Annotated in this window: 14 protein-coding genes and 1 tRNA gene; 7 read left to right on the top strand and 8 right to left on the bottom strand. The window is 42.6% G+C overall.

The features are described from left to right. Positions 1–8: 8 nt before the first annotated feature. Positions 9–1,952: a M1 family metallopeptidase gene (locus tag ISG33_RS06700; protein ID WP_229333476.1), complete on the bottom strand. Its 1,944-nt coding sequence runs from the start codon at positions 1,950–1,952 to the stop codon at positions 9–11. A 176-nt stretch (positions 1,953–2,128) separates the two neighbouring features. Between ISG33_RS06700 and ISG33_RS06705 the strand changes: the two genes are divergently transcribed. From ISG33_RS06705 to modC, 4 genes are all read left to right on the top strand, one after another. Beyond that, entirely contained in the window at positions 2,129–4,039 is a 1,911-nt protein-coding gene (locus ISG33_RS06705) for a methyl-accepting chemotaxis protein (protein WP_195732710.1), read from the top strand. Between the two features lie 170 nt (positions 4,040–4,209). Continuing rightward, positions 4,210–4,932 (top strand): molybdate ABC transporter substrate-binding protein, encoded by a 723-nt coding sequence (modA, locus tag ISG33_RS06710; RefSeq protein WP_195732711.1) that lies wholly within the window; start codon positions 4,210–4,212, stop codon positions 4,930–4,932. Positions 4,933–5,021: 89 nt separating this feature from the next. Next, the gene (modB, locus tag ISG33_RS06715) at positions 5,022–5,717 is read left to right on the top strand and encodes a molybdate ABC transporter permease subunit (RefSeq protein ID WP_195732712.1); all 696 of its coding nucleotides are present in this window, start codon (positions 5,022–5,024) and stop codon (positions 5,715–5,717) included. Position 5,718: 1 nt separating this feature from the next. Then, positions 5,719–6,822, top strand: coding sequence for a molybdenum ABC transporter ATP-binding protein (gene modC / locus ISG33_RS06720; protein ID WP_195732713.1), 1,104 nt, complete (start codon positions 5,719–5,721; stop codon positions 6,820–6,822). 20 nt (positions 6,823–6,842) lie between these two features. Here the strand turns inward: modC and ISG33_RS06725 are convergent, their stop codons facing one another. Both ISG33_RS06725 and ISG33_RS06730 read right to left on the bottom strand, forming a co-directional pair. Further along, complete coding sequence (locus tag ISG33_RS06725; protein ID WP_195732714.1) at positions 6,843–7,298, bottom strand: DUF2721 domain-containing protein; 456 nt, start codon at positions 7,296–7,298, stop codon at positions 6,843–6,845. Between the two features lie 90 nt (positions 7,299–7,388). After that, positions 7,389–10,370, bottom strand: a complete 2,982-nt coding sequence (locus ISG33_RS06730; RefSeq protein ID WP_195732715.1) for a response regulator — start codon at positions 10,368–10,370, stop codon at positions 7,389–7,391. Between the two features lie 436 nt (positions 10,371–10,806). Here ISG33_RS06730 and ISG33_RS06735 point away from each other — a divergent pair, with 436 nt between their 5' ends. After that, the gene (locus ISG33_RS06735; RefSeq protein ID WP_195732716.1) at positions 10,807–12,924 is read left to right on the top strand and encodes a tetratricopeptide repeat-containing diguanylate cyclase; all 2,118 of its coding nucleotides are present in this window, start codon (positions 10,807–10,809) and stop codon (positions 12,922–12,924) included. A gap of 39 nt (positions 12,925–12,963) precedes the next feature. On the opposite strand, the gene ISG33_RS06740 is transcribed toward ISG33_RS06735, so the two are convergent. The 4 genes from ISG33_RS06740 to apbC form a co-directional block, all read right to left on the bottom strand. Continuing rightward, positions 12,964–13,040, bottom strand: a tRNA-Pro gene (locus ISG33_RS06740). Positions 13,041–13,127: 87 nt separating this feature from the next. Beyond that, a complete protein-coding gene (locus ISG33_RS06745; RefSeq protein WP_195732717.1) occupies positions 13,128–15,515 on the bottom strand; it encodes a putative bifunctional diguanylate cyclase/phosphodiesterase in 2,388 nt (795 codons plus the stop codon). A gap of 26 nt (positions 15,516–15,541) precedes the next feature. Beyond that, the gene (gene dcd, locus ISG33_RS06750; protein ID WP_195732718.1) at positions 15,542–16,135 is read right to left on the bottom strand and encodes a dCTP deaminase; all 594 of its coding nucleotides are present in this window, start codon (positions 16,133–16,135) and stop codon (positions 15,542–15,544) included. A 150-nt stretch (positions 16,136–16,285) separates the two neighbouring features. Further along, a complete protein-coding gene (gene apbC, locus ISG33_RS06755) occupies positions 16,286–17,410 on the bottom strand; it encodes an iron-sulfur cluster carrier protein ApbC (protein WP_195732719.1) in 1,125 nt (374 codons plus the stop codon). 142 nt (positions 17,411–17,552) lie between these two features. On the opposite strand from apbC, the gene metG reads away from it, so the two are divergent. After that, on the top strand, positions 17,553–19,649 hold the full coding sequence (gene metG, locus ISG33_RS06760) for a methionine--tRNA ligase (protein WP_195732720.1): 2,097 nt from the start codon (positions 17,553–17,555) through the stop codon (positions 19,647–19,649). Positions 19,650–19,680: 31 nt separating this feature from the next. On the opposite strand, the gene ISG33_RS06765 is transcribed toward metG, so the two are convergent. Next, the gene (locus ISG33_RS06765) at positions 19,681–20,430 is read right to left on the bottom strand and encodes a methyltransferase domain-containing protein (RefSeq protein ID WP_195732721.1); all 750 of its coding nucleotides are present in this window, start codon (positions 20,428–20,430) and stop codon (positions 19,681–19,683) included. Between the two features lie 112 nt (positions 20,431–20,542). Here ISG33_RS06765 and gloB point away from each other — a divergent pair, with 112 nt between their 5' ends. Then, positions 20,543–21,310, top strand: coding sequence for a hydroxyacylglutathione hydrolase (gene gloB / locus ISG33_RS06770; protein WP_195732722.1), 768 nt, complete (start codon positions 20,543–20,545; stop codon positions 21,308–21,310). The last annotated feature ends 6 nt before the right edge of the window (positions 21,311–21,316 follow it).

Raw genomic sequence — 21,316 nt, forward strand, 5'->3', positions numbered from 1 at the left:
GGTTGCTCTTAGTTAACAAACGCTTCGTTAGCCGATACTGTAAGTGGGTGGTAGCCAGGTTTAGCAGCATCGAAAGCTCTTTTTGCAAATGCTTTTCCCTCTGGCGTTTTACTCAGTTCGCGATAAAGGGGTTTCACTAGTTTGTTGCGCCCAATCGACGTGAGATACTCGTACAAGCGCGGGAATGCTATTTGATAATCATTCTTTACCGCCATCATTAGCCAACTATGCGCAATTTCGTTATTTTTACTTGCTGTTAGCGAGAATGCTTTATCGAGCGATAACATTTGTTGCTCAGACAATGCGTCGGGCATGTTATTCAAAAAATAAAGCCACTGATGAACCGTCCAAGCTGATGTTTCAATCTTTTGTGCTTCAACAATGCCCTCTAACCATTGCTTTCTAGCCAAGTCGACATTGACAAAGGCATCAGACTGGGGAACAGGTGCGCCTTCAGGAATACCAGCTTGGAAAATCCATTGATTTATTCTGTCCGAGTCGAGTTCCTCTGAGTACTGCACCAAAAGCGTTTTATTAAGATAAGTAATAAACTCATCTGTAGTAATACTCTTGAACGCAAACTCATTAAAATAGGTCAGCAAAAATTTGTCGAAATTATCTCGGCCGATTTTCTGTTCAATTTCGCGAAGAAACAAGGCCCCCTTCTCATAGGGAATATTGGAAAAAACATCATCAGCATCGCGACCTCGGAGGTCGATAGCGAGAATCTGATCGTCTGCGCTTAGGCTGGCAATGTCAGCTTGTAAATCTTGATACCCAAGTACCGCTTCCATATTGTAGCGGTCTTCGCCATATATCATTTCCATTATGCGATAGGTTAAGTAGGTGGTAAAACCTTCATTTAACCACAGATCTCTCCATGTTGCGTTGGTGACGGTGTTTCCCGACCAACTGTGCGCAAGCTCATGTGCAATAAGCGCCACTAAGCTTTTATCACCGGCAATAACAGTGGGAGTAATGAAGGATAATCGCGGGTTTTCCATACCACCAAAGGGAAATGAAGGCGGCAGTATTAATAGATCGTAGCGATCCCAGCTATACGGGCCATATTTAGCCTCTGTGGCAATCAGCATACTTTCAGTATCTTCAAACTCAGCAGCAGCTGAGGCTAGCACCGACGGCTCGGCATATACCCCCGTGCGCTCACCCATGGCTTGAAATTCAAGATCACCAATTGCCAAGGCAATTAAGTAAGACGGAATAGCTTGCGGCATAGTAAACTCATATACACCATCGCGCTCCGTGTCGGGGGCATTAGATGCACTCATCACAGCAAGCAACTCCTTAGGTGTGCGGATCACGGCATCGTAGGTCACCCGAACTAATGGTGAATCTTGCAGGGGAATAAAACTACGTGCATGAATTGCTTGTGCCTGGGTAAATAAGAAAGGGTGTTTCTTGCCAGCAGTTTGCGCCGGTGTGAGCCACTGGGCACCCGACGCAGATGGCGAAGTTGCATAATTCACGGTTATCACATTCGACTTCTGTGGCAGAACGATATGTAAAGCTGCTCCTAAGTTCTCGTCAGCAGGCTTTAACTCAAAGTCTAGTGCTTGCCCTTCGGAAGTGATTGAAGAAATAAGTAAATCACGAGTATCTAAAACAAGTTCTTTGACCTCAGGGTTTAGGCGTTCAACGGTTAATTGAGCGCTACCAGTTAACTTTTTGGCATTAAAGTCGGCACGTAAATCGAGCGTAATATGCCTAACCTGAACATCTTCAGAATTTGCATAGCTGTGATAGTCTTTACCAGAATCAATGTCAGATAGTTGTTTTTCCGCTTGTGTTTGCTTCGCTAGAACTTGCTCTGGGCTTTGTTGTAGTGGTTTTGCTGTTGCTTGTTCATTATCGAGGTCGGTTTTTGAGCAAGATGAGAGCGTTATAAGCAAACTAAGAACTAAAACTCTTTGTTTAAGGGGCGTATTCTTCACAATATTGTCCTGTCAGTGTTAGATGCATTCTACAGTGTGCATTTATGTCCATACCCTGAAATTAACAGAAAGCAGCATTGCCTACAAATTATGTCTAACTTGGATACTTTTTTACTAGTGCTACGGCACTTCCTGCCGATACATACACAGTATTTAATTTATTAAGGCCTGTCTAAATGCTGAATGCGTCGATTCGTCAAAAACTCATTGTGTTAATTTGCTTTCTTATTATTTTTACAGCCACCTCGGTTGGTAGCATTGGCATTTTTACTGCAAAGAGCGAGATTTCTGAACGGGCTTTGAAAATCGAACTACCAACCACGGTAGCTAAGATCGCCAATGAAATAGACGCCGACATAAGCAAAATGCAAATTATTGCACGGAACATCGCTAGCGATCCTTTTATTCTCTCATGGGCCGAGGACGGTTTCGATTCAAACGGTGAACAAAAGCTCATTCAAAAGCTAGCGTCCATTGCTACAGAGAATGAGCTATCGAGCACCTCCTTCGCTGACAAGAAAAGCGCGCGATATTGGAATCAAGATGGTTTTTTAAGGGTCTTGCAGAATGACAATGCCGACGGTTGGTTTTTTGCTTATGTAGGCAGCGGTAAAGAAAATTCGGTGAGTGTCTACAGCGATCCTAATACTGGTAAAACGGACCTGTTCGTAAATTATCAACAACGCAATGGTCGGGGCTTATCAGGCACAGCAAAGTCTTTCAATACTGTTGTCGATATGCTCAAGACCTTTGCTGTAGAAGAAACTGGCTTCGTTTATTTAGTTGATCAAGATGGTAATATTCCGCTTAAAAGCCATCCGCAACTAAGCAATTATTCATCACTCACTGCCATGTATTCGTCTGACACTGCCAATGGCTTGCTTGATAACAAGTCTTACAATGTAGTCAGGTCAGAATTCAACGGCGAAAGCGTTATTATTGTGTCGGCATATATCCCAAGCATGAATTGGCACATCATTGCCCAAGTACCAGAACATGAGGTTTTTGCTGAGGTAAATAAAAGCAAGTGGACGATAATTCTGTGGTCGCTGATTATCACCATACTCGGCGCAGCGCTTGCCTACTTTGTCTCGAGTGCAATTACAAAACCCTTTATTCACCTTGCCTCACTATTTCAGCGGCTGGGCAACGGTAATGCTAACCTGTCATATCGCATGCGCGTTTCGGGTCAAAAAGAGGTGATTGAAGTGGCTAAGGGCTATAATGAATTTGTCGCGAAATTAGAAAGAGTATTTTCTGAAGTAAGAGGCAATAGCCAAGAGTTGCGGGACATTGCCAATATACTCAGGACTGACTCTCTTAACACCATGGAAAATGTGCAATCCGAGGCGCAAAGAACTGAGCAAATAGCGTCGGAACTGGACGTAGTGAGAGCTAATATTTCGCAGGCCTCAGCGAGTGCCGAAGAAGCAAATAAAGTGTCACAACAAGTCGCTGAAAACGGTAGCCAAATGCGCACGATTATCGACAGCTCGAAAAGCGATATCGAACAGCTTGCATCAAAAATTGGGCACGTGTCGACCGTGATAGGCTCACTTACCACAAACACCGAAACTATTGCCGGAGCTTTATCTACTATTCAAGCTATTTCTGACCAAACCAATCTATTAGCGTTAAATGCGGCCATTGAAGCAGCGCGAGCTGGAGAGCAAGGCCGAGGCTTTGCGGTTGTCGCTGACGAGGTGCGTACGCTTGCTAAGAGAACAGCCGACTCCACTCAAGAAATACAAGGTATTATGGATATCTTGAAACAATCATCGGCTAGCGCAACCAACGAAATTACGCAAATTGTGGAGCAATCAACGACATCATCAGTTAGCATTACTAACGCCCAAGAAATCGCAAGCAAAAATAGGGGCTTGTTCAAGCAAATAAGTGAAAGTAGTGCCAACGTTGCTACCAGTATTAACCATCAATCAAAATCGATTGATGAGATCAATAGCCATATGGGTGAAATACGTCAGAACTCAGCGGCGAATGCCGATAGAGTGCATGAGATAGCCGATGAGACAGAAACCTTGAACACGTTGGCAGAGAAGCTAGACAAGCTGACTGGTGATTATTGAGTTCTGCGCCTCAATAAGAATTCGCCTAGCAAGTGACTCAACTAAGTTACAGGTGTATTATCCGATATATCATTAACCTAAGCTTTATCATCTATTGGTAGCGAATGCCTGTCTTAGCACTAACTAACACTATGCGATGTTTTACTCAGTTGTGCGTGCTTGTCGCAGCTATGATTGTCAATGGCTCTGTTAACCATGCGCATGGCACCGACATTAAGCGCCAACATGCCCATATTGCAGTTGCTAGTAACTTTATAAAGCCAATGACTTTATTAGCCCAAGATTTTGAAAATAAATCAGGGCACACTCTCACTATTTCTTACGCTTCGTCTGGAAAGATATACGCTCAAATTATACATGGCGCTCCCTTCGACGTATTTTTATCGGCAGACCAAGAAAAGCCCAAGCAGTTAGCAGAAAAACAACTCATTCATTCAAACTTCCACATAACGTATGCCATTGGCAAGCTTGTACTTTGGTCAAATACCGTGGGCCATGAGTCACCTATTGAGCGTTTACAATCAAATCAATACAGTAAACTGGCCTTGGCAAACCCAAAATTTGCTCCCTACGGACAGGCAGCAGTGGCAGTATTAGACAAACTGGCGATAAAGGAAAAGTCGCGGCCTAAGTGGGTTCTAGGAGAGAGTATTTCACAAGCTTATCAGTTTGTTGCAAGCGGCAACGCCGAGATTGGTTTCATCGCGAAGAGTCAATTACCAAAACAAGGCGCTTTTTCGACTATTGATCAAACACTTCACCCAGCAATAAGACAAGATGCGGTATTGCTTAAAAGAGCTATGAACAATAAAAGCGCCATGGCTTTTTTTGAGTATTTACAAAGCAATGATGCGAAAAAAATCATACAATCATTTGATTACGATACAGAATAAAATACGATATAAGATAAGTAACGATACAAGATAAACAACGATACAAGATAAATAACCAAGCCCCAGCTAACTACAAGGAAAGAGTGTGAATGTTTTTGTCTGACAGTGATATCGACGCCATTATCCTTACATTAAAACTGGCCAGCACCGTTACCTTTATACTCTTGCTGCTATGCACCCCACTTGCCTACTGGCTGGCCCGAACACAATCATGGTTGAAGGCGCCTGTAAGCGCGCTTGTCGCGATGCCTTTGATTCTGCCACCAACGGTCATAGGTTTTTATTTATTGATTGCAATGGGTCCAAACGGGCCGATTGGAGAGCTAAGCCAGTCGCTTGGCATAGGCTTACTTCCTTTCAGCTTTTGGGGCTTAGTGCTCGGCTCACTTTTCTATTCCTTACCTTTTGTAGTACAACCTATTCAAAACGCTATTGAAGCAATTGGCACGAAACCAATTGAAGCAGCCGCCACTTTACACAGTACACCGTTGTCTACCTTTATTTATATTGTTTTACCCCTAGCCAAACCAGGCTTCCTGAGCGCAGCTGTACTTGGTTTCGCGCACACAGTGGGAGAATTTGGTATCGTATTAATGATAGGAGGCAATATACCAAAGGAAACCAAAGTCGTATCAATTCAAATATACGATAATGTTGAAGCACTCAATTACACGGGTGCCCACACGCTGTCGGCAGTCATGCTTATATTCTCCTTACTTGTTTTGTTGAGCTTATACACTCTCCAGCAACAATCCAAAAGCGCCATATTCTCAGTGGGCCGCTAAGATGAGCAATACAAATCTAAATATAAAACAAACACTTACACGTTTGAATCAAAATAAGCTTCCATCATTCAGTTTAGCAGTGGATATTCAACTTCCATCGCAAGGCATCACGGCAGTGTTAGGTGAATCGGGTTGTGGGAAAACTACATTATTACGCTGCATTGCCGGCCTTGAAAAAGACGTAAGGGGGCACGTAATTGTCAACTCTGAAATATGGCAAAACGATGACTTTTATTTACCTGCTCATCAACGTAAAACGGGTTTCGTGTTCCAAGATGCTCAACTATTCTCACACATGACGGTTAAACAAAACCTCGCCTTCGCAGTGAAACGTAGCCACACAAAAGTCGACAACATCTATTACACCGACGTTATTACGACATTGGGTATTGCTCATTTGGAGCGGCGCGATAGCATCAACTTAAGTGGTGGAGAGCGTCAACGTGTCGCCATTGCTCGTGCCTTGTTAATTAGACCACAGCTATTGTTAATGGATGAACCACTAGCATCGCTCGACGCAGCTAGAAAGAGAGAAATATTACCCTATCTACTCTGTATTCAGCGACAATTTAATATTCCCATCGTTTATGTCAGTCATTCAACGGATGAAATAACAAAAATCGCTAGTCATGTCCTCATCATGGAGCAAGGAAAGGTGGTGAGGAATGCGCCAATCAATGAAGTGTTTTCTGTCAATAATTTACCCTTGAATTATGCGCATGAAACCAGCTCTATTGTTGATGCAAAGATTATTAGCAGGCATCAACAGTGGCACTTGCTTGAAGTTAGCGCAAATGGTTTCAGCCTTTTCATTGAAGACACAGGTCAAGCTATAGGAGACGAGCTAAGACTTAGGATACATGCCAGCGACGTCAGCGTTGCATTGAAAGAAGAGCAAAGCAACTCCATCATTAACAAACTCGCTGCTGTTATTAGGAAAATAGATATTGACGACAATAAAGCATCACTCATCATCAAGGCTGATGTAACTGGTAGTGACTCTAGTCTAGTGGCTAAAGTAACGCGAAAATCTATTAATGATCTTAAATTGAAGGAGCAAATGACGGTATGGCTTCAAATAAAGTCAGTTGCCATTTTAACCTAGCATAGTTCGAACATTCAACGCTATGTATCAGACTTCAGACGACTCGAGCTTATTTTCAGGGTTGCTGTTGCAAGGCTTACTTCCAAAAAGAACGCGATTATTCCCCCTGTTAAAAACATCATACTTAGCATGAACATAACAAGAATAGTGACATCTAGACTGGTGCTTACTAAGCCGTTTACCATCAGTAGGATAACATCAATACAGATGATTAAAGCAGACGCTATGAGGAAATTGATCGACCAGTTAGCAAGCCTCATACGCTTATTGAGGGTTGAGATTTCTTTCAGTGCTTTCTGATCAATACGTGAAGCGTTTTTTCTAGCTTCTTCTTCAAACCACCTCGCTCTGTCGATTACGCGGGCGACGCGTCCGGTCGCAACGTTAACCATCTGACCAATACCGACTATTAGAAATATAGGTGCCAAGGCAAGTTGAATGATCTCGACAGCGCTTGTGCTAAGTGTAGTATCCAAATTTATCTTCTTGTTTTAAATAGAATATATATGCATTAATAAACAAATAATGACATTAATAACAAGCTCTCGCTAGTAGTTTTGAAGCAATTAGTTCATCTTTTGCACTATTCGAGAGATAAGGGTATTTCTGGTGATGGGTTTCGCTAAGTAATCATTCATGCCCGCGGCTAGGCATTTTTCACGGTCACCGAGCATTGCATCAGCGGTTGCCGCGATAATATGTATGTCCTTGTTCGTTTCGCCCGCCTCACCGTCTCTTATGCGTCTAGTGCACTCAAAGCCATCCATTACAGGCATATTACAATCGAGCAGTATCAGATCGATTGTTAGACCAGACTTATGTGCTTTTTTGAGGAAGGCTAATGCTTCTTGTCCGTTCTTTGCCGTAAACACCGTAAGTGCGGTGTCCTCGAGCATACCACGTAAAATAGCCAAGTTAATTTCATTGTCATCAACCACCAATATGCGACCGGGTTTTAGTTCTGCCTCATCAAGATCAATGCTTTCCACTAAGCTTTCTAACGAATTGATCCTTTCTCGTACATTCTGGTTGTTTGGAAATAAAGCTGACATAATTGGTAACAAGCTTAATATTGCAAAGGGTTTGGCGATCACCGCATTTCTACCTGCAATATTGATATTAGGGCTTCGGCTCAGTTTCCCGTACTCCACCCAACATATAGATTCACTTAATTCAGCTTCGTACTGTTGGCGAATAAGACTGGCGTTAGGGTAATGGTCTTCGACGATGACCATATTGACACCCTCGTCGTTAAGCGAGTTACACACCTGCCCTCCAAAAGCACTTATGTTTTTCGCTACCAAGCTGTACTCATCGTGATTATTCAATAACAGCGCAACCTTTAGGCTATTAAATAGCTGAGTTTCGCTATTATGAAGTGATATTTTTCGCTGTTTTAATTCTACTGAAAAAACAAATTCACTTCCCTTACCTTCTTGGGATACAAGACTCACATTACCATTCATTAAATGGCATAGTTGCTGGGTTATCGACAGACCAAGCCCAGTACCACCGTAAGTGTGGGAGGTATTGACGTCCTCTTGCTCAAAGGCTCTAAAAATATCCTTTTGTCGATGCTTAGCGATGCCGATACCAGTATCCTTGACTGAGCATGTGAATTGCAATTTGTCGTTCTTTAAAACCGTCGACGGGCTGATCGTGATGCTGCCTTTATGAGTAAACTTGCTCGCATTACTTAACAAATTATTGAGTACTTGTTTTACCCTGTACGCATCACCAAAAGCCCCTTGATGGCTCAGCTTTGATAAGTCAACGAGCAAGCTAAGTCCTTTTTCATAGGCAATCGGTTGAAATATTGCAACCGTCTCTTCAACTATCTGCACTAGATCAATGGCTTGTTCTCGGAATTCTAATTTACCTGCCTCAATTTTTGACAAATCGAGTATGTCGTTAACAAGATTGATCAAATTTTGGATGCTGATATCAGTGAGGTTTAGGTAGCTCAATTGGTTTTCGCTTAAGCCCTCATTTTTAATTAGCTCCAAACTACCCAAAATACCGTTAAGTGGTGTGCGCATTTCATGGCTTACACTAGAAATAAATGCGCTTTTAGTTCGACTTGCGTCCTGCGCCGAGTCAAGCGCAATCTTCAGTTCATGAGTTCGCTTCTCAACTTGCTTTTCTAACTGAATATTACTTTCTTTTATCTTCTTTTCAGCTTCTTTATGCACCGTGATGTCACGCAACACCAATGCGACACCGGCAATCTTGTCTGAACCTATAGAAATAGGCGTGGCGAGTAATTGAAGCTCGATGTCAGAGAGTCTCGTCTTATAAGTCAAAAATTGCTGCACCGACAATTTTGATTTTTGGACTTCCGCAAATATGCTATCAAGGTTAATGCTGATGTTAATTGGCAAAGAATCGAATTTTACACCCTGAAAATCTCCACCTTGTAAGCCAAATAGTTGCATGGCCGCACGGTTTATAGAAGCAACTTCGCCGTTCGCATCGACAGATATAATGGCATCTTGGGTGCCATCAATAATCGCCTTGTATTCAGACTGACTGCTCAGTAGCTCATCTTTCCGGCGAATGAATATATTAAAAAATATCAATAGCATGACTAAAATAACAACCCCAATTGCTGTCAGAATGAGCAATAAGCTATATCGCTCATTAAGTATCTCTTGAAGGTCTTTTTCAGGCAGCGAGACTAAGAGCGTGAGGTCTTTGTTACTTTGTTTGCTCTTAAGCGCTATCTCTCTTTGCAGAAACAAGGCAGATTCAAGATTGCTATTTTTAGGAAGTAACAAAGAAAACTGTTTATCGTGATTAACATCAAGGTCAAAGTCGGTATTGAGGTTTCGCTTTATGCCAAGTTCATGTCCAAAAGCAATTTCACTAATGGGGTGGTATAGGTACTCTTGTTTTTTATTCAGCAGATAAACGTCGTATCGCTTATCAACTGCTTGGCGCATAGCATCAAACATAGCATCGGCATGTACATTCATTACGAGTAGCAGCTTAGCTTCTGAGTAACTTCCTCTCACTTGGGCTGCAAGGCGAATAGTCGGCGTGATAGGATATTCAATTTCACCAAATTCACGGTTTAAGGTAATTTCAGAGATATAAAAGTCATTGGGTGCTAAGGCTTTCGTTTCCAGAAAATAGTCGCGGTTATTTTTTATCTGCAGATCTTGCTCTTCAACGACTCTCAATCCGCCGCTCATTCTATCAACTTTCACCAGCTCCTTTCCACTATCGGCACTGAGGAGTCGTAATTGGTCTATCGCTTCTTGTTGCCGCATCAAGGCAATGAACGACTTCTGTACATGTTCGCGCGCTTGCTCGAGCTTAGCGTTTAGCCTTGTTCCTTCTATAACCATATCGCCGTTAATTGAATGGTCGTTTTGATTACTAAAGGCTGTAACGCTGGATGAAGACTGTAAAAATAACAAGTGCCGACGATAAGAGTCGAGTTCAGTTGCGACTCTCTCGCGAGCAACATTCGCCGACTGGTTTATCTCTGAATAGGTCGCATCATTAACGCTTTGTGTTATTTCCAACCTAAAATATAGGGTCAATAGTGACACTAATATAAGCACGAACAATAACGATACTGGCAGAAAAAGTCGCGACCACCGCCCGTCTAACAGAAAATTGACTATAACCTAGCCCTCGGTGTTTTTAGTTTTCATGGCATTTACGACTTTAGTATAGGTTGAGATGAAGGGATTTGTCTATGTTTGGCTGCTATTCACATTTTTGGCGTGTCGCTTACGAAAAAATGCCTTGAAACATGACATTGCAGCACTGACCCAAGTGATTTGTTATGTTTGAGTCTTTAAAGGCCCTAGCGAAAACGCTCATCTAAGCACATCAAATATCAAGTTTAATGGCCAAGAGACGATACAATAGTATTGAGCGTAACACCTTAGCGTTTATCAATTAAACGTATACTAATGCGCAGTTAGGTAACAGTGAATGCTGGCAAAGGCATGTGCAGTAAAGAGGCATAGTGTGGAAACAAAATCGTACCCTGATTCTGTCCAACGAGGACATCGAGTTCGTGCTATGCCGCGGACTCATTTGGGGGGCATTTGCTCAAAATTGAAGCTTTTTATTAGCCTTGTTATTGTTGCCAGCGTCGTAACACCATCGTTCCAAAGTATCGCTGTTGATTCGTCATCGGACCAAAGTAGCCTTGTAGGACAGAGCTATCAGGAAAGTGAAGCAATACCAACTCAAACTCAGCATGCTGAGTTTGATGAAAACTTAGCATATGCTGATGACCTTCATTCGCGAGGAAAAGAAGCCTATTACGACCAGCGATATGAAGACGCAAAAACGCTCTATTACCAAGCAATGGAACTGCTAACCAAAACAACACCCAATTACCTTGCTTTAAAATCGAGTATTTTTCACGAACTAGGACAAGTTCAAAAACAAGCGAAAAATTGGAAGGAAGCCATCTCTTATCATGAAAAAGCGCTTCATCTTAGGCGTGAAGTTGCCGACCCCATTCATATTGCCGTCACGCTAAAGAACCTTGCTCAAATTGAGGCTAAGCAAAACAATTTAAGTCGCTCACTAGATTACGCTTTTCAAGGGCTAGAAGTACATAAAAGTATCGAACAACCCGAGGATCATGCGGAGCTGATGGTATTAATTGGGTCGACTTATCGTCAATTAAACAGACTGGATACTTCTCTAATCTATTTAGATCTTGCTGTAAGCCTTTACACAGAATTAGACAACAAAAACCAAATCGCCAATAGCCAAAATCAAATGGGCTTATTGTACAAAAAATTAGGAAAATTCTCCGAGGCCAGAGCAATTTATGAATCATCGGCGTTCTTGCCAGATGACAGCATAGAACCGACAGTTCGCGCTACCGCTTTTCGAGAATTGGCAAAACTGGAGTTAGCCGATAAAAACTACGATAAAGCCCTCATGCTTGCAAACAAGGCACATGTCATATTTTTAGAACTCAATAGCGTCAATAAAGCAATTGTGACGGCTCGCACCATAGCAGAATTACATTCACTTAAAAACGAGGCCGATGAAGCCCTTCAGAGCTTTAATGAAGCGCTAGCGTTGGCGGACCAGGCCAATCGCTTAAAGGACAAAGTGAAAGTCTTGGAAAAGCTTGGCCATCATGTAAAGAAAACCGATGCGAGTAAGGCTCTCGATATTTATTCAGAAGCCTTAGTCATTTCTAAAAAAGCTGACTTTAAAAGTGAGCAGGTCCGTTTACTTGACTCAATCATGCGTATTTTTGAAGCTCGAGAACAATATCGAGATGCTCTTAGCACAGCAAAAAGCCTTATCAAGGTACGAAAAGCAATTTATGCAGAGAATGAAAAAAACAAACTTGCTTCAGCAAAAGCTGAGCTAGAAGTGCACATTATCGAAAACGAGCTCGATTCACTTAGAGAGAAAGCAGAGATTGACCGCCTATCTCTAGCCCAAAAAACCTCTGAAATAGAGATCATTCAGCAAGCAAATCTGATATCAGAGTTAGAGCTTACCAAGAACCGCTACGCTAGCTTCTTTTTAGCCACCATGGTATTAATCTGTTTGTGTTTTGCTATTTATATCTATCGAGTGTTCATTGCGTCACGCCGAGCAAATAAAAAGCTACACTATTTAGCAAACTATGATGCCTTAACATCCTGCCTCAATCGCAGAGGATTTTTTAACGCGCTAAAAGACGTTGATGCCGAACACAATGCAAACGTAAACTATGCAATTATTATGGCCGACATCGATTACTTCAAGGCTGTAAATGATAATTACGGACACGATGCTGGCGACATGGTATTAGTTGAGGTAGGAAAAACCTTGAAAGCCAGAACTCGTAAAAATGACATTGTTGCTCGCTTCGGCGGAGAAGAATTTTGTATCGCGCTTCAAAGCCTTGAGCCTGAGCAGGCAGAAAAAGTTGCTGAAGATATGCGTAAAAAAATTGAAGCCTTGACAATAGATGGCATCGAGATCACATGCAGCTTCGGCGTGGCATACTCTAGCTCAGAGAAAGACGATTATACTGAGCTCATTTCTAAAGCCGACAAAGCACTTTATACTTCAAAGGCTAATGGTCGTAATCGAGTCACGGTGAGTGAATCGCACAACTAACCTATTCGTCTTGGGGCAAAACGTCGAGCTGTTTAGAATTGGTCGGTGTGAGAGGATTCGAACCTCCGACCCCTGACACCCCATGACAGTGCGCTACCAAGCTGCGCCACACACCGACCGAAGTGCGCATTATATTTGCCAAGAATAAAAAAGCCAGCAATTTCTTTTAAAATCAGTGTTTGCGAGCACTGGCCGCACAAAATTTATGCTTTTTGTTTCAACTCATCGGCTTCGTCAAGCACAAAGCCCTCGACAAAAGCAGGTACATCATCAACGCAAAGGGGCTTGGAAAAGTAGAAGCCTTGAATAGTGTAGCCACCTAATAAATTCACTTTTTCTAACTGGCTTTGCGTTTCGACCCCTTCTATTGTGACTGTCAGCGCCAAGCCTTTTGCTAGTTTGAGAATAACATCGACAATCGCACTTGACCTTGCCTCACCCGCTTCAGTGTCTAACTCAGAAATAAACGAGCGATCAATCTTTAAATTATCAATTGATAACTGCTGAAGATAAGACAAAGAAGAGAAACCGGTGCCAAAATCATCCAGCGCGATGCCAACACCTTGCTTCTTAAGTTGTTTTAACTTGCTGTTCACTTCAACAATATTTTCTATTATTGCTGACTCTGTAACTTCTAGCTCCAAACGAGCAGCTGGTAAGCCCGTAGTATTTAGCGTCTCTGTTACCATATCGAGAAAGTCTTCTTTTAAAAACTGTACGCCCGATACATTCACACATACTTTTACATCCGACGGCCAACTCAGCGCGTCTCGACAGGCTTGCTCTAAAACATACTTGCCAATTGCAATGATATGCCCGGTTTCTTCCGCCAACTCGATGAAGTCTGCAGGTGAAATCCGTCCTCTAACTGGATGTTCCCATCTTACCAGCGCTTCTAAGCCAGTAACCTTCCCTTCAAAACTGTCTATCTGCGGTTGATATTCAACAAAGAACTGCTTTTCCTTCACCGCCAGCTTTAAATCAGACATCATTTCAATACGTTTGTTATTCTGCTCTTCAATCTCAGCATCAAATATCGCAAACTGCCCTTTACCACTTGCTTTAGCTGCATACATTGCAATGTCGGCTTTCTTAACGAGATCATTCAAAGCAACCCCATGTTGTGGTGCTATGCTCACGCCAATACTTGCCCTAACTTCAATTCGGCTATTTGTTAGCTTTACGGGGCTTTGAAAACATTCGAGAATTTGCGATGCTCTTCTACTTGCTTGTTTAAGCTCTGTACTGAGTAAAATGAACTCGTCACCACCAAGGCGCGCGATCATCTCTTTCGGTTTCAACATTTTCTCAAGTCTTGATGCTAGTAGTTGAAGTAGTTTGTCGCCCTCGTGGTGACCAAATACATCGTTTACCTCCTTGAAGTTATCAAGATCGATCATCATGATCATAAAGGGAATGGCTCCTGACTCAAAGCGAGTAGCATACGAATTAAACTGAAAACGGTTGGGCAAGCCAGTAAGTAAGTCGGTTTTTGCTAGCTTCTCTATTTCGGCTTTGTGCGTGAACTCCGAGGTCACATCTTTGCACACGCCTCGCCATCCAATAATATGATTTTTGGCTCGCAATGGTTTACCCGAAAGCGACATCCATACAATTTCATCTTCAACATATAAAGGTAGTACGATTGCTGAGAACTCTTCAGTATTTTTAATCGCACTCGTTATTCTCTCAATACGTTTTTGATATTGATGTTCAGAGCAGTGAAAATGGCTAAGTAATAGGCCAGGTAAATCAAGTGTGGAAAGTTCTTCTTCGGAAATGTTAACCGCTTGCATTACTTTTGTGGGGAGATGAGATAGCTTTCCATGCTCGTCAAGCTCCCAAAGCCAATCACTCACGTGATTTTCGAAATCACTCATCAGCACACTCATGGTTTGCTTTTGTGTTTCGGCTTGGATTTTTTGCATAGTTGCTTTGTTTTCAGCAGCAATTCGCAGTAAGTAGGTTTTATGCAAATTTAGCGTAATCGTGGCAACCAGACCGGCGTAAAACAATGTGATAAGACTTAATATCACGCTAAATGTGAAGTCATCTAACGTAAATCCAACATGTATTGATGTTACCGACAAGGGAACAACCCAGAAAAACGCCGCTCTTGGCACCATACACAGAGCAAATGCACCACCGCAAATCATACCTGTAATAAGTGCAACGAGCAGTAAACGCCCTTCCTCACTAGCGCTTGGAAATAAATAATAGACCAGAAAGCTGAAGCCTGCGGAAACCGAAAACGAGAATATGGAGTGTATTCGCATGGCGACCACGTTGGAGATATAACTGCGGTTATTCCGCCAAAAGTACTCCGACCATATTAACCAACATACTGATATTGCGCACAGAAATGACACTGCACTGTTTAACACTTGTGAGTTAGTGAAATCTTGAAACAGGAAGGCTAGCAATAAAGCATTTAAGAAATTAAAAGGTTGAGTGAGGTAGAGTAGTTTAGAAATCGACGACAAGAGTTTGATTTCAACATCGTTAATTTGCTGAGTAGTTAAACCTAAGCTGTGCATCGATAACTGCTTTATTTGTACGATACTTGATAACTTGTGTTTAGTACTACTCAAATCATATACCTACTGCGTTATACGCTTTATTTGCTTTTCTCGTCAGCACTTATCCGACTCGCGATGGCACCTATTTGGCCTTTATATTTAGCGTCTAGTCTAGCATTGTAGGGTTTTTCGGCTGAACCACTAAGAACTTCAAAACTAATAGCACCGATTTTCATGAGGGGTTTTAACGCAAGCGGTAATTTACCACTATTAAAAAATTCTAGTACGATTTGGCCCGACCAACCTGGGTCAATGCGGTGTGCAGTTACATGAACCATCAAACCTAAGCGCGCCAGCGACGAGCGACCGTCTAACCATCCAACTATGTTATCGGGAAGGGTAATTGACTCGTGCGTTACGGCAATCGCGAGTTCGCCAGGATGCAAATAAAATGAATCATCATTCTCTATGCTTATTTCATCGCTCATCACCGAATCAAGTGCCTTTTGAACGTCTTCTTTTGGGCCACTGAGATCAATGTAAGGTGCGGCATGATCCTGAAACACTCGAAACTTGTTGCTCAACCTGACATCGACAGTAACCCCACTAATCTGCTCATAGCTTGGTGAAGGCTCAATGACTATCTTTCCCTGTTGAAGATATTTATAAATATCTTTATCGCATAAACGCATTTGTTATTTTCCTTGAGCTAAAAATAGGTGTCGGTGGTTGAGTTTATCAAGCTGAAACAATACAAAAACAAAGCTAGTAAAGTCTCGATTGCCACTAAGTTAGGCCGAATTATGCTTGTTGATGCGATACCATGCAATAGCTTAAATGTGTTACTGGTTAACAATAGGTATAACTAACTCAGGCTTATCACCTGAATGTCGGCTGACTACGGTATGCAACGGAAGTTCGCTGCCTACTTTCACACTGACCTTTTGCGCTACCTGTTGATAGACCCTACTTATGATCTGATCTGGTTGAGCGATTATTAAGGGTTTACCTGCATCAGCATGTTCTCGAATTAGCTTGCTCAAGGGTAATTCAGCTAATACATCACAGTTATGTTCTTTAGCCAAGACCTGTGAACCACCTTGAGAAAAGGGATAAGACTTTTCGCCACAAGCACATTCAAAGTAGCTCATGTTTTCAACAATCCCTAACACCGGAATGTTTAATTTCTCAAACATAGCAATGCCTTTTTTAGCATCAGCAGTCGCAATGGTTTGTGGCGTCGTAACTATCACTGCCGCACTCAAAGGCACCTGTTGGGCGAGAGTAAGGTGTATATCGCCTGTACCCGGTGGTAAGTCAACAATCAAATAATCGAGCAATGGCCACTTTGTTTCATATATCAACTGCTTGAGCGCCTTGGTTGCCATGGGGCCTCGCCAGATTGCTGCGCTACCACTGTCGACCAAATAGCCAATTGAGTTTGCCACCACACCATCAACATTAATTGGATACATAGTTCGGTTATCTTCACTTTGCGGATGTGCTTCTGGGTTACCCAGCATGATAGGTACGGATGGGCCGTATATATCTGCATCCAATATCCCAACTCTTGCTCCTTCAGCTTGCAAGGCATATGCAAGATTAACGCTTGTCGCAGATTTACCCACGCCTCCTTTACCCGACGATACTGCGATAACATTCTTTACGTTCGGTATCGGCGTTGCTTTTGCTGCTGTTATTGGCACATTGTAAGTGTATTTAAATTCGCAATTACGCAATACCGGCATCTTATCTACCAAGTTGTTGGTAAGCTCGTCCAGCGAGGAATTTGCGACGAAACCTAAACTAATTTCTACTATCTGCTTTTTGCCCTTTTCGAGCAGCTTTGAAGACGCCAATGCAACCACCGCATCAGGATTAATAGTTAGCTCAGTAATATTAAAAAAATCCAAGATATGCTGTTGAATTTCGCTATTTCTTTCTAGTTTTGATTTTGAAAATAACACCGAACACTCCAAGGGGCTTAACTAGTTGTTATTAGATACGTGATAAATCTGCTAAAAGCGCTGAATTTCGTAATGCAAAACGCCCTTGTTTGGGCTACCATCTGCGCATTATTTAATATTTGCGGATTCTGTACTACTTACTATGTCTTCTACTCTTGCTAGCGCGACCTCAAAACGTCGCATACTTGTTACCAGCGCCTTACCCTATGCAAATGGTTCTATTCATCTGGGCCACTTACTAGAGCACATTCAAACCGACATTTGGACACGTTTCCAACGCATGCGCGGGCACGAATGTTACAGCGTTTGTGCCGACGATGCACATGGTACACCGGTAATGTTAAAAGCACAGGAGTTGGGTATTACACCTGAGCAAATGGTGGCACAGACTCGCGCTGAACATCACCAAGATTTGCTCGATTTTCATGTTGATTACAACAACTATTATGTGACTCACTCGGAAGAAAACAAAGAACTTTGTGAGTTAGTTTACAATCGACTCAATGATGCTGGCTATATTAGTAAGAAAACCATAAGTCAGCTTTACGATCCAGAAAAAGAAATGTTTCTTCCTGATCGTTTCGTGAAGGGCGACTGCCCAAGTTGTGGCGCTGAAAACCAAAATGGTGATAACTGCGATGTATGTAGTGCAACCTATAGCCCGACAGAAGTTAAAAACCCTCGTTCAGTAGTATCTGGTGCTACGCCTATATTGAAAGACTCTGAGCACTTTTTCTTCGATTTGCCTAAGTTTGAGGGCATGCTAAAAGAGTGGATACGCTCAGGCGCCATCAAAAATGAGATGGCAAACAAGCTAGAAGAGTGGTTTGAGCAAGGGCTTCAACAATGGGACATTAGCCGAGATGCCCCTTATTTTGGATTTGAAATACCTGGCGCACCCAATAAGTTTTTCTACGTGTGGGTTGATGCTCCGGTTGGCTACATGGCAAGTTTTAAAAACTTCTGTAACGCTAATGACATAGATGATACTCCCTTTTGGGCTCAAGATACTGATACCGAGCTTTACCACTTTATTGGCAAAGATATTACCTACTTCCATTGCCTGTTTTGGCCTGCAATGTTGGAGGGAGCCGGCTTTAGAAAGCCTACTGGTGTAAATATTCACGGTTTTGTGACGGTAAATGGAGCCAAAATGTCTAAATCGACTGGCACCTTTATAAAAGCGCGTACTTACCTCGAGCATTTAAATCCAGAGTATTTGCGCTACTACTTCGCCTCAAAGCTTAATGATAGCGTGACCGACATCGACCTTAACTTTGAAGATTTCGTACAAAAAGTTAATTCAGACTTAGTCGGCAAGGTCGTCAACATTGCATCGAGATGCGCTGGTTTCATTACGAAGCGCTTCGACGGCAAGCTTTCTGATAGCATTGAAAACCCTGAGCTTCTTAAAGAATTTCAAGATGCCAGCGAAGGGATAGCACAAGATATCGAAGCACGTCATTATCACAAAGCCATACGCGACATAATGGCCCTTGCCGACAAAGCAAATCAATATATCGACACACAAGCGCCATGGGTGACAGTGAAAGACGAAGATAAACAAGCTCTCACTCACGATGTTTGCTCTCTTGGCATTCATATGTTTCGCGTATTAGTGATTTACCTCACACCGGTAATGCCGAAATTATCTGCACAAGCGCAAGCTTTTCTTAATGACGAATTTACATGGGAAAGCGCTCAAGAAGTGCTTACTGGCAAGCCAATTAACAAGTTTAAAGCTTTGCTACAGCGTGTTGAGATGGACAAAGTAAATGCCATTATCGCGGATTCAAAGGAAAGCTTGGCGCCCAAGGCTGACGTTAGCAATACAAAAAAAGCTAGCAAAGCAAACAACGAACAAGGCGGCGAAGATTCAAATGTAAGCCCACTCGAGCGCGATCCTATTGGTGAGACCATCAGTTTTGACGATTTTGCGAAGGTAGACTTACGCGTTGCTCGCATTGCTAAAGCTGAACATGTTGAAAAAGCCGATAAACTGCTGCGCTTAGAGTTAGATTTGGGTGGCGAGACAAAACAAGTATTTGCGGGTATTAAGTCAGCTTATCAACCGCAAGACCTCGAAGGTAAACTCACTGTAATGGTGGCTAACCTCGCGCCCCGAAAAATGCGCTTTGGCATGTCAGAAGGTATGGTGCTTGCCGCTGGCCCTGGCGGGAGTGACTTGTTTATTTTAGAACCTCATGAAGGCGCTCAGCCAGGAATGAAAGTTAAATAGCAAGCTTAACAACGTTAAACGCGACAAGGAATTAGCGGGTTCTCACTTTTGAGTGCCCCACCCTCGCGTTAGCAGTGGCAAAGCGTGGTTTCTTGACTTTCCATTTGGGTTTGATGGTCGACAATGGAATTTCTCGTTTTCGTGCAACAATAACGTACATTGAACTGAGCATCGGTAAATAACGCTTACAAAATGACTGCAAGCGTGACCCTTGATGCCAGCGCTTCCCTGCGAACAATGACGAATACATAATGTATTCAGTCTCAATAATTTCGAAGCCTAGCAGTTGTAACCAATCTTTGATCCTATTTGCCGTAAAAAAACGTCCTTGATGCAACAAATTTCCTTTGTTAACGGGGAAGTATTTTAATATACCGGCAACGCTGAAAGGATTAAAACCGGCAATAATCACTTGCCCATTGGCTGTGATAGCGCGGTCTACCTCTCGAAGGATTTGATGAGGATCTTGGGCAAAGTCTAATTCAGCGGCTAATAAAAAACCGTCCACTGAAGAATTTTGCAGAGGCAAGTCGCTTGATACGCCGCGTACATCAGAAAATGATGATTCTGGTTCCGTCAGGTTAACAATATGCTTAATTGGCGAGTTGTTGAGTGGAATGCTGCTACTCAATGAGCCTAATCGAACAAAATGATAGCCGAAAATACGCGCTACAAGAGGCTCACAAGCAAGCGTCAACTCTTCTTTGATAAGTTGCCCTTGGCTAATGTCATCCCACGCCTGCGGATATTTAGGTTTTTGCTGACTCAGTGCTGCGCGCATCGAACTCTTTTGTTAGAAATAAAGTATAATAGTAGCAAACGCGGTTGAAGCGCAAGCAAGCCCTACTTTTGTGTCCCGCTATATGAACTGATCTTGGAGTAATTGAAGACCTATGCATAATATAGAAGCAATACCGGCATTCAGTGACAACTATATTTGGTGTATGCATGACGGTGAAAATGCAATCGTTGTTGACCCCGGTGATGCCGCCCCAGTTAATGCGATGTTGAAGAACAAAGGTCTGCAACTAAAGGCCGTTTTAATTACCCATCATCATCATGACCACACTGGTGGCATAGCCGAACTCAGCGCTTCTTGGCCAACGCTACAAGTATTTGGCCCAGACAACAATAGAATTAGAGGCATCACCCACAAGTTAGTTGAAGGCGACAGCCTGAACATTAAGTATCCGAGCGTAAAGCTTAAAGTGATGGAAATTCCTGGGCATACGATGGATCACATCGGCTACTTTAATGATGAACTCATCTTTTGTGGCGATACTCTTTTTTCTGCAGGCTGCGGGCGCATGTTTGAAGGAACTCCAGAGCTATTTCATGCTTCGTTACAAAAAATAGCAAATTTAGCTGGCGATACTAAGGTATATTGCACCCACGAATATACTCAAGCCAATGTTGATTTTGCACTGCATATAACACCGCACAACAAAGCTTTAAAAGAATACGCTAAATGGGTAGCCGGCACGCGCTCTAGCGGTCAGATTACATTGCCTTCGACTATTAAGGTGCAAAAAGACATTAACCCTTTTTTGCGTTGCGATGATGAGCAAACTCGAAAAAGTATTGAGTCAATAATGAACTTATCGGCGACTAAACCTGTCGAAGTTTTTGCTGCATTGCGTGCTTGCAAAGACAATTTTTAACATGGC

Source organism: Marinibium conchae (assembly GCF_015595035.1).
Classification (GTDB): domain Bacteria; phylum Pseudomonadota; class Gammaproteobacteria; order Enterobacterales; family Alteromonadaceae; genus Glaciecola.

Excerpts from the sequence above, each read along its gene's own strand:
- ISG33_RS06705 (WP_195732710.1), top strand. The coding sequence starts at position 2,129 with ATGCTGAATGCGTCGATTCGTCAAAAACTCATTGTGTTAATTTGCTTT.
- modA (WP_195732711.1), top strand. The coding sequence starts at position 4,210 with ATGATTGTCAATGGCTCTGTTAACCATGCGCATGGCACCGACATTAAG.
- modB (WP_195732712.1), top strand. The coding sequence starts at position 5,022 with ATGTTTTTGTCTGACAGTGATATCGACGCCATTATCCTTACATTAAAA.
- modC (WP_195732713.1), top strand. The coding sequence starts at position 5,719 with ATGAGCAATACAAATCTAAATATAAAACAAACACTTACACGTTTGAAT.
- dcd (WP_195732718.1), bottom strand. The coding sequence starts at position 16,135 with ATGCGTTTATGCGATAAAGATATTTATAAATATCTTCAACAGGGAAAG.
- metG (WP_195732720.1), top strand. The coding sequence starts at position 17,553 with ATGTCTTCTACTCTTGCTAGCGCGACCTCAAAACGTCGCATACTTGTT.
- ISG33_RS06765 (WP_195732721.1), bottom strand. The coding sequence starts at position 20,430 with ATGCGCGCAGCACTGAGTCAGCAAAAACCTAAATATCCGCAGGCGTGG.
- gloB (WP_195732722.1), top strand. The coding sequence starts at position 20,543 with ATGCATAATATAGAAGCAATACCGGCATTCAGTGACAACTATATTTGG.